Below are 13,934 nucleotides of genomic sequence, written 5' to 3' on the forward strand. Positions count from 1 at the left end.
ACCTCGCCCCCCGTGCACGCCCCCGGCACCGGAGCTGAGCGCTGGCCGGACATCGTCCGGCCGCCGCGCGCGTCCCGGCTGCGGACCGCCGTCGCCGAACGGATCGTCCGCGGCGCACTGGCCGGGCTGCCGATCCGCGCCCGCCTGGCCGGACGGGAGGACACCGGCCTGGGCGGCCCCCTGATGGACATCCGGGACCCCGACACCTTCTTCCGCAGAATCGGTGTGAACGGTCTGATCGGGTTCGGCGAGTCGTACATGGCGGGCGAGTGGGACTCACCCGACCCGGTGGGCGTCCTGACCGTCCTCGCCGACCACGTCGCCACCCTGATCCCGCGGCCCCTCCAGCGGCTGCGCGGGCTCTGGGCGGGCCGCCACCCCGTGGAGCACCTCGGCACCCCCGAGGGCGCCCTCGACAACATCAGCCACCACTACGACCTGTCCAACGAACTCTTCGCGCTCTTCCTCGACGAGACCCTCAGCTACTCCTCGGCCGTCTTCCGGAGCTTCCCCGCCGAACCCGCGGCGCTGCCCGCCGCCCAGCACCGCAAGATCGACCGGCTGCTCGACCTGGCCGGCGTCGGCGTCGGCACCGAACTCCTGGAGATCGGCACCGGCTGGGGCGAACTGGCGATCCGCGCCGCCGCCCGCGGCGCGCGCGTCGTCTCCGTGACCCTCTCCCGCGAACAGCGGCACCTGGCACGCGCCAGGATCAGGGAGGCCGGCTACGAGGACCGCGTCGACGTCCGGCTCTGCGACTACCGGCAGGTCGACGGGGAGTTCGACGCGGTGGTCAGCGTCGAGATGATCGAGGCGGTCGGCGCGGAGTTCTGGCCGGTCTACTTCCGCACCCTGGAACAGCGGCTGGCCCCCGGCGGCCGTATCGCGCTCCAGGCCATCACCATGCCGGACGACCGGATGCGTGCCTCCCGCGCCACCTTCACCTGGATCCACAAGTACATCTTCCCCGGCGGACTCCTGCCGTCCGTCGAAGCCATCGAGCAGGTCACGACCGCCCACACCGCCCTGCGCGTCGACCGTTGCGACGACTTCGGCACGCACTACGCCGAGACGCTGCGGCTGTGGCGGGAACGGTTCGCCGAGCGGACCGCCGAGGTCGACGCACTCGGCTTTGACGAGACCTTCCGCCGCATGTGGACCTTCTACCTGGCCTACTCCGAGGCGGGATTCCGCTCCGGCTACCTCCACGTGCAGCAACTGCTGCTGACCCGACAGGAATCGGCGTGATGACACCCACCGTCAAACAGGCCACGACCGGCGCGGCACAGCGGCTGGAACCCCTGGTCGAGCAACTGCTCGGCGGCGCGCTCCCGGTCAGGGTACGGATGTGGGACGGCAGCGAGACCGGCGCCGCCGACGGCCCCCTGATCCACGTGCGCTCCCGCCGGGCGCTGCGCCGACTGCTCTGGGCCCCGGGCGAACTCGGCCTCGCCGAGGCGTACATCACCGGTGACGTCGACGTCGAGGGGGACCTGGCCGAGGGGCTGCGGGCCATGCGTCACGCGGTACGCGAGCGCGGTCTTCGCCCGCCGAGCCCTGGGATCGGCGACCGGCTGCGCGCCGTCGGCACGGCACTGCGCCTGGGCGCCGTGGGCACCCGGCCGCCGGTCCCCGCCGCCCGTGCCGGGCTGCACGGGGTGCTGCACAGCAAGGCCCGCGACCGGGCCGCGATCAGCCACCACTACGACCTCTCCAACGCCTTCTACGCCCTGCTCCTCGACGAGACGATGGCCTACTCCTGCGGCTACTGGACCAGCGACGATCCCGGTTACGGCCCCGTCGACTCCCAGCGCGACAAGCTGGAACTGATCTGCCGCAAACTGGATCTGCGCCCCGGGGCGCGGCTGCTCGACATCGGCTGCGGCTGGGGATCGCTGACCCTGTACGCGGCGCAGCGGCACGGGGTCCGCGTCACCGCCGTCACCCTCGCCCGGGAACAGGCCGCGCACGTACGGCGCCAGGTGGCCGAGCGGGACCTGGGCGATCTCGTCGAGGTCCGCTGCTGCGACTACCGGGACATCGAGAACACCCCGGGGCATGAGGGCGGTTACGACGCGGTGTCCACGGTCGAGATGGGCGAGCACGTCGGCGACGAGGAGTACCCGGCCTTCACCGCGACGCTGCACGCCATGGTGCGGCCGCGCGGCCGGGTGCTGGTCCAGCAGATGTCGCGGGGCCGCGACGCCCCGGGTGGCGGCGCGTTCATCGAGTCGTACATCGCGCCCGACATGCACATGCGCCCGCTCGGCGAGACGGTCGGCCTGTTGGAGGGCGCCGGACTCGAAGTACGCGACGTCGAGGGGCTGCGCGAGCACTACGTCCTGACCGTCGACGCCTGGCGCCGCACCCTGGAACAGCACCAGCAGGCGTTCGTGGACCTCGTGGGCGAGGAGACCGTGCGGGTGTGGCGGCTCTACCTGGCCGGTGGCGCCCTCGCCTTCGAGGAGCGGCGGATGGGCGTGGACCAGATCCTCTCCGTACGGCCGGAGGCGACCGGGGCGGCGGGGATGCCGGCCACCCGGCACGGCTGGTACCCGGATCAGGTGGCCCCCCGCCACGGCGCGACCGCCGGTGCCACCGGATGAGCGGCTTCGGATGGGCGGCGTTCGCACAGGGCCTCGCGCCCTGTGCGGGCGCCGCCCTCGCCGTCATGCTCGGCACGTTCGCGGTCGGGCTGTACAAGGGCGTGCACCGCGTCGTGGACACCGCGTGGGGCCTGGGGTTCGCGGTCGTGGCCCTTGTCTCGTACGCGATCTCGGCCGGCGGGGGAGACGGCACCCGGCGGCTCCTGGTCACCGTGCTGACAGTGGTGTGGGGGCTGCGTCTGGCCTGGCACATCGCCCGCCGGGGCAAGGGGCACGGCGAGGACCCGCGCTACGCGGCGATGCTCGCCAAGGCGCCGGGCAGCCCGGCCCTGTACGCCCTGCGGAAGGTGTACCTGCTCCAGGGGGCCCTGGTCTGGCTGATCTCGCTACCGGTGCAGGCGGCCGGCTACCTGACGGGACCGGTCGGCGCCCTGGCCTGGGCCGGTGCCGCGCTCTGGGCGGTCGGACTCTGCTTCGAGGCGGTCGGCGACCGGCAGCTCGCCCGGTTCAAGGCGGATCCGGCCAACCACGGGCGGATCATGGACCAGGGGCTGTGGTCCTGGACCCGGCATCCCAACTACTTCGGCGACTTCTGCGTGTGGTGGGGACTGTTCCTGATCGTCTGCGAGGCGCCGGCGGCGGCCGCGGCCACGGTCGTGGCGCCCGTGCTGATGAGTTTCCTGCTGATCGGCGGCAGCGGAAAGGCGCTGCTGGAACGGCACATGGCCGAGCGTCCAGGGTTCGCCGCGTACACCGCCAGGACCAGCGGCTTCTTCCCCCGGCCGCCGCGGCGGGGCTGACCCCGGCCGCCGACGGGGTCAGTGGGCCCCGTACTTCTGTTGCCTCCCCACGGCCGAGGTACGGGGCCGGCACCGCGAAGTGGCCGCGGCCCGCCGGGACGACGCGGCCCGCCGGGACGACGCGGCCCGCCGGGACGACCCGGCCCGGGACGAGCCCGGCGGCCACTGCGTCGTGGGCACGTGCACGGCGTGTGCCCGTCCGGGCGGCCCCCATGCGGCCCGGGGCGCTCGCCTCAGGCAGACGGCAGGTTCATCAGCGCGAGCGGGGCGGACGTCGGCTGCTCGGAGCCGCCCGCGGGCTCGACGGTGATGCCCATGCCCGTCGCACCGTCCACCGGCCCGTCGAGCAGGCTCGCGTAGGTCGTCGACGCGGGGCCGGACGCCTTCATCAGGCCCGCGGACCGCATCGTGCCGTCGTCGTCGAACCACAGCTGGTAGACCTTGCCGGACGGTGCCTCCTCCAGTCCGGAGGCGAGGAACACGGCCCGGTCCTGGCTCTTGGAGACCACCACGGTGCCCTTCACGCCGTCGCTCAGCGTGCTCGACCTGGACTTGGCGTCGGGTGCCGAGATGACCTGGGCCACCTGCTCGCTCTGGTGCTGGGTGGCGCGGGCGTCCTCCTTGGCGTCCTGCGCCTCCTGGTTCTGCCAGACCGCGATGCCGCCGAAGCCGGCCGCGGCGGCCAGGCTCGCGGCCAGCGCGAACTTCGGCCAACGGCCCGCCCGGCCGAGGGTGGCGCGGGTGGCCGTGCCGCCGGAGCGGCTGTGGCGGCTGCTGGACGGCAGCTCCTGGCGTACGGTGACGATCTCGGCCAGCACCCGTTCGCGCAGTTCACGCGGCGGGGCGGCGGACACCGCGAGCCCGAGCCTGGTCGCCGTCTCGGACAGCTCCCGCACCTCGACGGAGCAGGCGTCGCAGTCGCCCAGGTGGCGTTCGAACTCCCGGCGTTCGGTCTCCGGCAGTGCGTGCAGGGCGTATGCCCCGGTCAGTGTGTGCAGTCCGGCGTTACTCATGCGCTCACCCCGAGGCAGTCGCGCAGCCGGATCAGTCCGTCGCGCAGTCGAGTCTTGATCGTTCCGAGGGGTACGGAGAGCAGCTCCCCGACCTCGCGGTAGGTCAGTCCGCGGTAGTACGCCAAGGTGACGGACTCCCGTTGCAGCTCGGAGAGGGTCCGCATGCAGCGGCGGACCTGCTCCCGTTCCAGCCGGCTCTCCACCTGCTCGGTGACGTCGTCGAACGCGGGCGTCCGGTCGAGCAGCGCGGCCTTGTGCTCGCGGGCCGTCGTCGCCTCGACCGAGCGCACCCGGTCCACGGCCCGGTGATGGGCCAGCGTCAGCACCCAGTTCATGGCGCTGCCACGGGCGGCCTGGAAGCGCGGCGCCGTGCGCCACACCTCCACCAGCACCTCCTGCGTGACCTCCTCCGACTGGGCGGGGTCGCGCAGAACGCTGCGGACCAGGCCCAGCACCGGCCCGCACACTGCCTCGTAGACCTGGGCGAAGGCTTCCTGATCGCCCCGGGCGACCATCCCCAGGAGTTCCTGGAGATCAGGGCCGGCGGAGGGGACTCCGCTGATCTGCACAGCTTCTTTCACGCGGGCTTCCTCCCAGGACGCTCATCGGTCTCCAGAGTTGATTCGGAGCCGAGGGCAGCGCGGATTGGTACAGGGGCAAAATCCTTCCACGCCTTGCGATTTTCGCGATACATCGTGGTTGACGTGTCGCGGCGACTCGCGATATGTTCGGTCACGAGTATTCGACGACGAAGTGAAGGGTGGCGGAGGCGGTGGCCAAGCGGCGCAAGCTCGGCAATCCACTGGCGCTCACGGTGATGGTGCTCCTCTCGGAGCGGTCCATGCACCCGTACGAGATCGCCCAGACCCTCCGCCGGCGCGGCAAGCAGCACAGCGTCAAGATCAATTTCGGCTCGCTCTACACCGTGGTCCAGAACCTGGAGAAGCACGGCTACGTGGAGGTCGCCGGGGTGCAACGGCAGGGCAACCGCCCGGAGCGCACGCTCTACGGCGTCACCGAAGCCGGCCGCGCCGAGATGCTGGACTGGCTGTCCGACCTGATCGCTGTTCCGGCTGCCGAGTTCCCCGCCTTCGACACGGCCCTGTCGCTGATTCCGGTGCTGCCGCCGGACGAGGTGGCCGAGCTCCTGGAGGACCGGGAGCAGGCGCAGGCCGTACAGGCCGCGGCGCTGCGCGGGGTGCTCGGTCAGCTGGGTGACTCGCTGCCGCGGGTCTTCGTCGTGGAGACCGAGTACCAGGTCCACATGATCGAGGCGCAGTTGGAGTGGATCAGGAAATTCCGCAAGGAGCTCACCGACGCCACCATCAGCGGCATCGAGGAGTGGAAGTCCTTCCACGAGACCGGCGAGGTACCGCAGGACTGGCAGGACCTGGACAAGCAGGAGATCGTTCTCGACCCCGAACCGAAGAGGTGACGGGGAGAGCGGCAGCGTAGGAACAAGGACCCCGGCAGGAGCTGTTGGAGCAGCCCCCGCCAGGGTCTCGAACCCCGGACCGGACATGCCGTGAAGGCGGGCCAGGCGATCGAGGTGCGGCACACCCAGGATAGCCCGGCACTCTTCACGCGGAACGGCCCGGCATGCCGGCGCTCGGAGCCCCGAGCGCCCAGCCGACCACAGGAGAGCTCTGCCATGAGCACCCGCGCGCCCGCAGTACAGGCGCGACAACTGATCAAGACCTACCCCGGTGGTGTCACCGCGCTCAGCGGCATGGACCTCACCGTCTCGCCCGGCACGGTCTTCGGGCTCCTGGGGCCCAACGGCGCGGGGAAGTCCACCACCGTCAAGATCCTCACCACGCTCGCCCGCCCCGACTCCGGCACCGCGGCGGTCGCCGGTCACGACGTCCTGCGCCACCCCGACCGGGTCCGCCGGGCCATCGGCGTGGTCGCCCAGAAGTCCGGCGCCGACCCGGTCGCCACCGGCCGGGAGAACCTGGTGCTCCAGGGCCGGCTGTACGGGATGCGGGGTGCCGCCGTCCAGCACCGCGCCGATGAGCTGCTGGACCGCTTCGGCCTCGCGGACGCCGCGAAGCGCCAGGTCAAGGGGTACTCCGGCGGAATGCAGCGCCGCCTCGACGTGGCACTCGGCCTGGTCCACCGCCCCGAGGTGCTCTTCCTGGACGAGCCGACCACCGGACTCGACCCCGAGGCCCGCACGGCGATGTGGGAGGAGATCTCCCGGCTGGCCGGCGAGGAGGGCCTGACCATCGTGCTCACCACGCACTACCTGGAGGAGGCCGACCGGCTCGCCGAGCGCATCGCCATCGTCGACCGCGGCCGGGTCGTCGTCGAGGGCAGCCCCGACGAGCTGAAGGGCGAACTGCGCGGCGACGCGGTCCACCTGGAGCTGCGCGCCGACGGGGACCGCCCGGCCGTCACCGCCGCGCTCGCCGGACTGCCCGGTGTGTTCGAGGTGCTCGTGGAGGGCCGCCGGGTCAGTGTCCGCGCCGAGGACGGCGCCGCCGCCGTCCCGGTGCTGCTCGGCGCCCTGGAGCGGGCCGGGTGTGCCGTCGCCGCGGCCACCGTCGCCCGCCCCTCCCTCGACGACGTCTATCTCCGCTACGCGGGCCGCCGGTTCGCCGAGGCGGAGTCGGCGAGTTCGCACAGCGCTCCCGCACCGGTCGCCGCAGGAGGCCCCCGATGAGCAGTCAGACCCTGTCCCAGACCTGGTACATGACACAGCGCCAGCTGACGGCGATCCTCCGCCAGCCGGTCTTCCTGGCGATCTCCCTGGTCCAGCCGGTGATCTGGCTGTTCCTGTTCGGGAACCTCTTCAAGAAGGTCGTCGAACTGGGCGGTTTCGGCACCACGTCCTACCTCGACTACCTGATCCCAGGCATCGTGGTGATGAGCGCGCTGGGATCGAGCATGTGGGCCGGAATGGGCACCCTGGAGGAGATCGAGCGCGGCACGCTCAACCGCTTCCTGACGACGCCCGTCAGCCGCAGCGCCCTGATGAACGCCAACGTGGTGCAGAACGGCATCAGTACGGCCGTGCAGTCCGTGATCATCGTCCTGCTCGGCTGGGCCGCGGGCGCCACCTACCCGGGCGGAGCCGGCGGACTGCTGATCCTGGTCGTCGCCTCGATCCTGCTCGGCTCCGTCTTCGGCGCGTTCTCCAACGCCCTGGGCATGCTGGTCCGCCAGCGGGAGTCGATCATCGGTATCAACACCTTCCTGCTGCTGCCGCTGACCTTCCTGTCCTCGTCCTTCATGGCCCCGAGCCAGATGCCGTCGTGGATGCGCCACATCGCCGACTTCAACCCGGTCAACTGGGCGATGGTGGCCGGCCGTTCCGCGCTGACCGCCGATCCCGACTGGGGACTGGTGCTCAGCCGCGGGGGAGCGCTGCTGGTGCTCGCCGTGGCCGCCGTATGGCTGTCGACCCGGACCTTCCGCTCGTACCAGAAGTCCGTCTGACCGGCACCGTCCCACCGGCCCGGCACCGCGTCCTCGACCGGTGCGGACCGGTCGGGGCGACGAGGAAGCCGGCGGGGGCGTCCGCACTTGAGGACGCACATGCCTGTGCCCCGGTCCGCGGACCGGGGCACAGGCGGGTCGGGGGAGTTACGCGGCGCTCTCCTGCTCGCGCTCCACCTGCTCGTTCCACTCGCGCTTGACCGAGCGCCAGGCGTCGTCGTTCTGGCCCAGGCGCCAGTAGCCGGAGATCGACAGCTGCGGCAGCGGGACCCCGCGGTCCAGCCGCAGATGGCGGCGGATGTCCTTGACGAAGCCGGCCTCGCCGTGGACGAACGCCTGCACCTCGCCCGCCGGGAAGTCCAGCTCCTTGACCGCGGCGGTGAGTGCCTCGCCGACCGGACGCCCGCCCCGGTGCAGCCAGTTCACCTCGACGCCGTCCGGCGTGGTGATCTTCTGCTCCTCCGTGGCGTCCGAGACCTCGACGAACGCGTGTACCACCGCGCCCGCCGGCATCTGCTCCATCGTCGCGGCGATGGCGGGCAGCGCGCTCTCGTCGCCCACCAGCAGGTGCCAGTCGGCCGACGCGTCGGGGCCGTAGCCGCCGCCGGGCCCAGGAACGTCACCTGGTCACCGGGTACGGCGCGGGCCGCCCACGGGCCTGCGAGGCCCTCGTCGCCGTGCACCACGAAGTCGATGGCCAGCTCCCCGGCGGCCGGGTCCCAGGAACGCACCGTGTACGTGCGGGTGGTGGGCCACAGTTCGCGCGGGAACTCCTCGCGGATGCGGGCCATGTCGAAGGGGTGCGTGTACGTGGCCCCTTCGGGGGCGAAGCACAGCTTGACGTAGTGATCGGTGTGACCCGAGAGGGCGAAATCGGCGAGGCCGTCACCGCCGAGCACCACCCGGATCATGTGCGGGGTGAGCTGCTCGGTGCGCAGAACCTGCGCGCCCTGCGCCTTGGGTGCCTGCCGCGCCGGTCGTTCTGCCACGAGGTTCTCTCCCTGCTCCGCGTATCCGGACCATCCGTCGGTCTTAGGGTTACCTAACCTAACACCTCAGCTCCGGAGTGTGGAGAGCAGCCGCTGCAGGGCGCCGCCCAGTCCCCACTGGACCGCGAGCGCTTCGAGGGCCGCCGGGTCGCGCGGCTCCACAGGCAGTACGGGGTCGAACTCGGGCAGGGGCACGTCACCGGCGACCCGGACCACCGTGGGTGCGACGGCCACGTAGTCGCGGGCCTCGTCGAGCCGCTTGCGCTGCGAGGGCGTCAGCTTCGCGGCCGGATCGTCCACCGCGGCCATGATTCCGGCGATATCGCCGAAGGCGTCCAGCAGCTTGGCCGCCGTCTTCTCGCCGATGCCGGGGACGCCGGGCAGTCCGTCGCTCGGATCGCCGCGCAGCAGCGCCAGGTCGACGTAGCCGGGGCCGTCCACCCCGTACTTCTCGCGCAGCCAGGCCTCGTCGGTGAGCTGGAGCGAACCGACCCCCTTCAGCGGGTAGAGCACCCGCACCCCTCGGGCGTCGTCCACCAGCTGGTAGAGGTCCCGGTCGCCGGTGACGATGTCCACAGGGCCGGTCGCCCGGCCGGCCAGGGTGCCGATCACGTCGTCGGCCTCGTAGCCGTCGGCGCCGACCCGGGCGATGCCGAGCGCGGCCAGCACGTCCTCGATGACCGGCACCTGCGGCGAGAGGGTGTCGGGGGTGTCCTCCTCGTCGGGCAGCCCCTCGCCGGTCTCCACGGCCACGCGGTGCGCCTTGTACGTCGGGATCAGGTCGACGCGCCACTGCGGACGCCAGTCGTTGTCCCAGCAGGCGACCAGATCGTCCGGCCGGTGGTCCTGCACGAGCCGGCCGATGAAGTCGAGCAGGCCGCGCACGGCGTTGACCGGCGTCCCGTCCGGTGCGCGCACCGAATCGGGGACCCCGAAGTAGGCGCGGTAGTAGAGGGAGGCGGTGTCGAGGAGCATCAGGCGTCGCGTCACACCCCTGATGATGCCGCACCCCACCGACAGTGGCCGCAGAGGACGCGGTTCCCGAACCCTGGCCCGGATTCTGTGAGCTGGATCACTGTTGCGTTTGGTCCGTGTAAGCGGGGGCAGGCGCGGCACCGGAGCGGATCACGTCGCATTTTCAACCAGTGCACGTGCCATGCGGACCGAATCCGCGCGCTCCACGGTCTGCCGGAGGGGGTGGCAGACCGTTTTCGGTTCAACGCGTGAGGTGTATGTGTCAAGGCTGCAGGCCGAACACTTGTACAAAGTCTTCGGCAGACGACCCGATCAAGCCGTGCAGAAACTCGAGAGCGGTTCCGACCGCGACGAGCTGCGCGCCGAGGGAACGACCGCAGCGGTGATCGACGCATCGTTCACCGTGGAGCCGGGCCAGATCTTCGTCGTCATGGGTCTGTCCGGGTCCGGCAAGTCGACCTTGCTGCGGATGCTCAACGGACTGCTGGAGCCCACCGCCGGGCAGGTGCTGTTCGACGGCCAGGACCTGACTGCCCTGAGCCCCGCCGAACTCCGTCACGTCCGCTCCACGAAGATCAGCATGGTGTTCCAGCACTTCGCCCTCTTCCCGCACCGGAGCGTGCTGGAGAACGCCGGCTACGGCCTGGAGGTGCAGGGCGTGCCGCGCGACGAGCGCAACCGCCGTGCCGCCGAGGCACTGGAGATGACCGGTCTGGCCGGCTGGGAGAACTCCTGGCCCGACGAGCTCTCCGGCGGCATGCAGCAGCGCGTCGGCCTGGCCCGCGCGCTGGCCACCGACGCCGACCTGCTCCTGATGGACGAGTCCTTCAGCGCACTCGACCCGCTGATCCGCCGCGACATGCAGGACCAGCTCCTCGAACTGCAGAAGCGGCTGAAGAAGACCATCGTCTTCATCACCCACGACCTCAACGAGGCCATGCGCCTCGGCGACCGCATCGCTGTGATGCGCGACGGGCAGATAGTCCAGCTCGGCACCGCCGAGGACATCCTCGTCACCCCGGCCAACGACTACGTGGCCTCCTTCACCCAGGACGTGGACCGTTCCAGGGTGCTGACGGCGGGCGCCATCATGGCCGAGCCGCACACCGTCATGGGCACGATGACCGACGACGGCAGGGAACTGCGTACCCCCGCGGACGTCCTGCGGGAGGCGCCGGCCACCGTCGGCGAGTCCACGCCGATCATCGAGCTGTTCACGCCCTGCTCGCAGAGCGGGGTCGCGGTCGCCGTGACCGACGACAAGGGAAAGCTCGTCGGCGTCGTGCCGCGGGCCCGGCTGCTCGCCGTGCTCGGTGAGCCGATGACCCCCACCGAGGCTCCTGAGGACGCCGCGGCCTCGCTGAAGAAGGTGGCCAGTGTTTAGGCTCCCTCTCGGCGACTGGGTCGACTCCGCCGTCGACTGGCTCCAGACCCATCTGGCCTGGCTCTTCGACGCCATCAGCTCCGTGGTCACCGGCATGTTCGACGGCATCGCCGCCGTGCTGTCGGCCCCCGCACCCCTGCTCTTCGCGGGCATCGTCGCCGTCATCGCCTGGTGGCTGCGCGGCCTGCTCGCCGGTGTGCTCGCGTTCGTCGGCTTCGCCCTCATCGACTCCGTCGAGCTGTGGGACGAAGCGATGGACACCCTCACCCTGGTGCTCGTCGCGACCATCGTGACGCTCGTACTGGCCGTGCCGCTCGGTATCTGGGCGTCCCGTTCCAAGACCGTCAGCGCGGTGACCCGGCCGGTCCTCGACTTCATGCAGACCATGCCCGCCATGGTCTACCTGATCCCGGGCGTCATCTTCTTCGGCGTCGGCGTCGTCCCCGGCATCATCGCCACCATCATCTTCGCGCTGCCCCCGGGCGTCCGGATGACCGAGCTCGGCATCCGCCAGGTCGACGGTGAACTCGTCGAGGCGGCCGAGGCCTTCGGTACCACCTCGCGCAACACCCTGCTGCGGGTCCAGCTGCCGCTGGCGCTGCCCACGATCATGGCGGGCATCAACCAGGTGATCATGCTGGGCCTGTCCATGGTGGTCATCGCCGGCATGGTCGGCGGCGGCGGCCTCGGTGGCTCCGTCTACCGCGCCATCGGCAACGTCGACGTCGGCCTCGGCTTCGAGGCGGGCATCTCCATCGTCATCCTGGCCATGTACCTGGACCGGATGACCAGCGCCCTGGGCCGCGAGGTCTCCCCGCTCGCCCGCCGCGCGCTCGCCAAGGCGCAGGCGCTGACCGGCGGACTCAAGGTGTGGAACCACCGCCCGCAGCCCCTGGTCGCCGTGGTCGGCATCGTCGTCCTCGCGCTCGTCGCCGGCGGCATGGGCATGTTCGGCTCCTCGAAGTCGGACACCGCCGCCGCCGACGACCCGAAGAACGTCGGACACGGCAAGACGGTCAGCATGGGCTACATCCCGTGGGACGAGGGCATCGCCTCCACCTTCCTGTGGAAGGAACTGCTGGAGCAGCGCGGCTTCAAGGTCGACGTCAAGCAGTACGAGGCCGGCGCGCTCTACACCGGTATGGCCAACGGCCAGATCGACTTCGAGACCGACTCCTGGCTGCCGGTCACCCACGCCGCGTACTGGAAGAAGTACAAGGACCGCCTGGAGGACATGGGCTCCTGGTACGGACCCACCTCCCTGGAGCTGGCCGTCCCCTCGTACGTGAAGGGCGTCGACTCGCTCGACGACCTCAAGGGCAAGGCGTCCGACTTCAAGGGCCGCGTCGTCGGCATCGAGCCGAGCGCCGGTGAGACGGGCCTGCTCAAGGACAAGATCCTGCCGGGCTACGGCCTGGACAAGGAGTACAAGGTCGTCGACGGCTCCACGCCGTCGATGCTGGCCGAGCTGAAGCGGGCCTACGCCAAGAAGGACCCGATCGTCGTTCCGCTCTGGTCGCCGCACTGGGCCTACAACCAGTACAAGCTCACCAAGCTCAAGGACCCCAAGAACCTCTGGGGCAAGGGCGACGGCATCCACACGCTGACCCGCAAGGGCTTCTCCAGCGAGAACCCCCAGGTCGGCAAGTGGCTGAAGAACTTCAAGATGAGCGAGGACCAGCTCACCAGTCTTGAGGCGCAGATCCAGAAGAGCGGAGCCGGCAAGGAGCAGGACGCCGTCCGCACCTGGCTCAAGGCCAACCCGGGTGTCGCCGACAAGGCGGCCCCGGTCGCCAAGCCCACCACCTCCAAGGGCGCCGACGGCAAGGACGAGCGCGACCGCGCCGTCGAGATGGCCTGGTTCCCGTGGGAGGAGGACATCGCCGCCACGTACCTGTGGAAGGCCGTCCTGGAGGACCGCGGTTACAAGATCAACCTCAAGCAGTTCGAGGTCGGGCCGATGTACACCGCGATGTCCCGCGGTCAGATCGACGTCCAGTTCGACGGCTGGCTGCCGTTCACCCAGAAGAACTACTGGGACAAGTACGGCTCGAAGCTGACGGACATCGGCTCCTGGTACGGCCCCACCTCGATCGAGGTCGCGGTGCCCAGTTACGTCAAGGACGTCAAGTCCCTGGCCGACCTCAAGGGCAAGTCCTCGGAGTTCAAGGGCCGGGTCGTCGGCATCGAGCCGGGCACCGCCACGATGGAGAACCTCAAGAAGAACGTGCTGCCGAAGTACGGCCTCGACAAGGAGTACAAGGTCGTCGACTCCTCGACGCCCGGCATGCTCGCCGAGCTGAAGCGCGCGTACGCCAAGAAGGAGCCCATCGCCGTACTCCTGTGGACCCCGCACTGGGCCTACAACGAGTACAAGATGACCAAGCTCCAGGACCCCAAGAAGGCCTTCGGGAACGGCGACCGGCTGCACACCATCGGTTCCAAGGACTTCCCGAAGAACTACCCGCAGCTGACCAAGTGGTTCAAGAACTTCAAGCTGAGCGAGGACCAGCTCGCCGGCCTGGAGAACCAGATCCAGAAGTCCGGCACGGGGCATGAGGAAGAGGCCGTGAAGGCCTGGATGGACAAGAACCCGGGCATCGCGGACAAGATGGCTCCGCAGTAGCCCCGCCCGCGGCCCCACCAGGGGCGCGGCACGGAAAGGGGTGGGCACCGCCGATGGCGGTGCCCACCCCTTTCGGGCTGTCCGGACCCCCGTTTACCGG

11 protein-coding genes and 1 pseudogene are annotated in these 13,934 nt (G+C 70.6%); 8 read left to right on the forward strand and 4 right to left on the reverse strand.

Annotated features, from left to right (window positions below; translation table 11 throughout):
• Positions 1–12: 12 nt before the first annotated feature.
• Genes LNW71_RS27625 through LNW71_RS27635 form a run of 3 tightly spaced genes read left to right on the forward strand, consistent with a single transcriptional unit; the run spans position 13 to position 3,406 of the window.
• Complete coding sequence (locus LNW71_RS27625; RefSeq protein ID WP_250972169.1) at positions 13–1,248, forward strand: class I SAM-dependent methyltransferase; 1,236 nt, start codon at positions 13–15, stop codon at positions 1,246–1,248.
• On the forward strand, positions 1,248–2,606 hold the full coding sequence (locus tag LNW71_RS27630) for a cyclopropane-fatty-acyl-phospholipid synthase family protein (protein ID WP_250970687.1): 1,359 nt from the start codon (positions 1,248–1,250) through the stop codon (positions 2,604–2,606). The genes LNW71_RS27625 and LNW71_RS27630 overlap by 1 nt, the downstream gene beginning before the upstream one ends.
• A complete protein-coding gene (locus LNW71_RS27635) occupies positions 2,603–3,406 on the forward strand; it encodes a DUF1295 domain-containing protein (RefSeq protein ID WP_250970688.1) in 804 nt (267 codons plus the stop codon). The genes LNW71_RS27630 and LNW71_RS27635 overlap by 4 nt, the downstream gene beginning before the upstream one ends.
• Positions 3,407–3,639: 233 nt before the next feature.
• Here the strand turns inward: LNW71_RS27635 and LNW71_RS27640 are convergent, their stop codons facing one another.
• Both LNW71_RS27640 and LNW71_RS27645 read right to left on the reverse strand, forming a co-directional pair.
• Entirely contained in the window at positions 3,640–4,419 is a 780-nt protein-coding gene (locus tag LNW71_RS27640) for an anti-sigma factor (protein ID WP_250970689.1), read from the reverse strand.
• A complete protein-coding gene (locus LNW71_RS27645) occupies positions 4,416–5,000 on the reverse strand; it encodes a sigma-70 family RNA polymerase sigma factor (protein WP_250970690.1) in 585 nt (194 codons plus the stop codon). The genes LNW71_RS27640 and LNW71_RS27645 overlap by 4 nt, the downstream gene beginning before the upstream one ends.
• A gap of 191 nt (positions 5,001–5,191) precedes the next feature.
• On the opposite strand from LNW71_RS27645, the gene LNW71_RS27650 reads away from it, so the two are divergent.
• The 3 genes from LNW71_RS27650 (at position 5,192) to LNW71_RS27660 (ending at position 7,860) form a co-directional block, all read left to right on the forward strand.
• Positions 5,192–5,854, forward strand: coding sequence for a PadR family transcriptional regulator (locus tag LNW71_RS27650; RefSeq protein ID WP_250972170.1), 663 nt, complete (start codon positions 5,192–5,194; stop codon positions 5,852–5,854).
• A gap of 216 nt (positions 5,855–6,070) precedes the next feature.
• Positions 6,071–7,084, forward strand: coding sequence for an ATP-binding cassette domain-containing protein (locus LNW71_RS27655; RefSeq protein WP_250970691.1), 1,014 nt, complete (start codon positions 6,071–6,073; stop codon positions 7,082–7,084).
• Positions 7,081–7,860, forward strand: coding sequence for an ABC transporter permease (locus tag LNW71_RS27660; RefSeq protein WP_250970692.1), 780 nt, complete (start codon positions 7,081–7,083; stop codon positions 7,858–7,860). The genes LNW71_RS27655 and LNW71_RS27660 overlap by 4 nt, the downstream gene beginning before the upstream one ends.
• Before the next feature lie 147 nt (positions 7,861–8,007).
• Here the strand turns inward: LNW71_RS27660 and LNW71_RS27665 are convergent.
• Positions 8,008–8,849, reverse strand: a pseudogene (locus tag LNW71_RS27665) (siderophore-interacting protein).
• A 66-nt stretch (positions 8,850–8,915) separates the two neighbouring features.
• Positions 8,916–9,824, reverse strand: a complete 909-nt coding sequence (locus tag LNW71_RS27670; RefSeq protein WP_250972171.1) for a 5'-3' exonuclease — start codon at positions 9,822–9,824, stop codon at positions 8,916–8,918.
• 319 nt (positions 9,825–10,143) lie between these two features.
• Between LNW71_RS27670 and LNW71_RS27675 the strand changes: the two genes are divergently transcribed.
• On the forward strand, positions 10,144–11,208 hold the full coding sequence (locus tag LNW71_RS27675; RefSeq protein WP_250970693.1) for a glycine betaine/L-proline ABC transporter ATP-binding protein: 1,065 nt from the start codon (positions 10,144–10,146) through the stop codon (positions 11,206–11,208).
• Positions 11,201–13,834: an ABC transporter permease/substrate binding protein gene (locus LNW71_RS27680; protein WP_250970694.1), complete on the forward strand. Its 2,634-nt coding sequence runs from the start codon at positions 11,201–11,203 to the stop codon at positions 13,832–13,834. Before LNW71_RS27675 ends, LNW71_RS27680 begins: the two co-directional genes overlap by 8 nt.
• Positions 13,835–13,934: the final 100 nt, after the last annotated feature.

The organism is Streptomyces sp. RKAG290 (genome assembly GCF_023701695.1).
Lineage (GTDB): Bacteria > Actinomycetota > Actinomycetes > Streptomycetales > Streptomycetaceae > Streptomyces.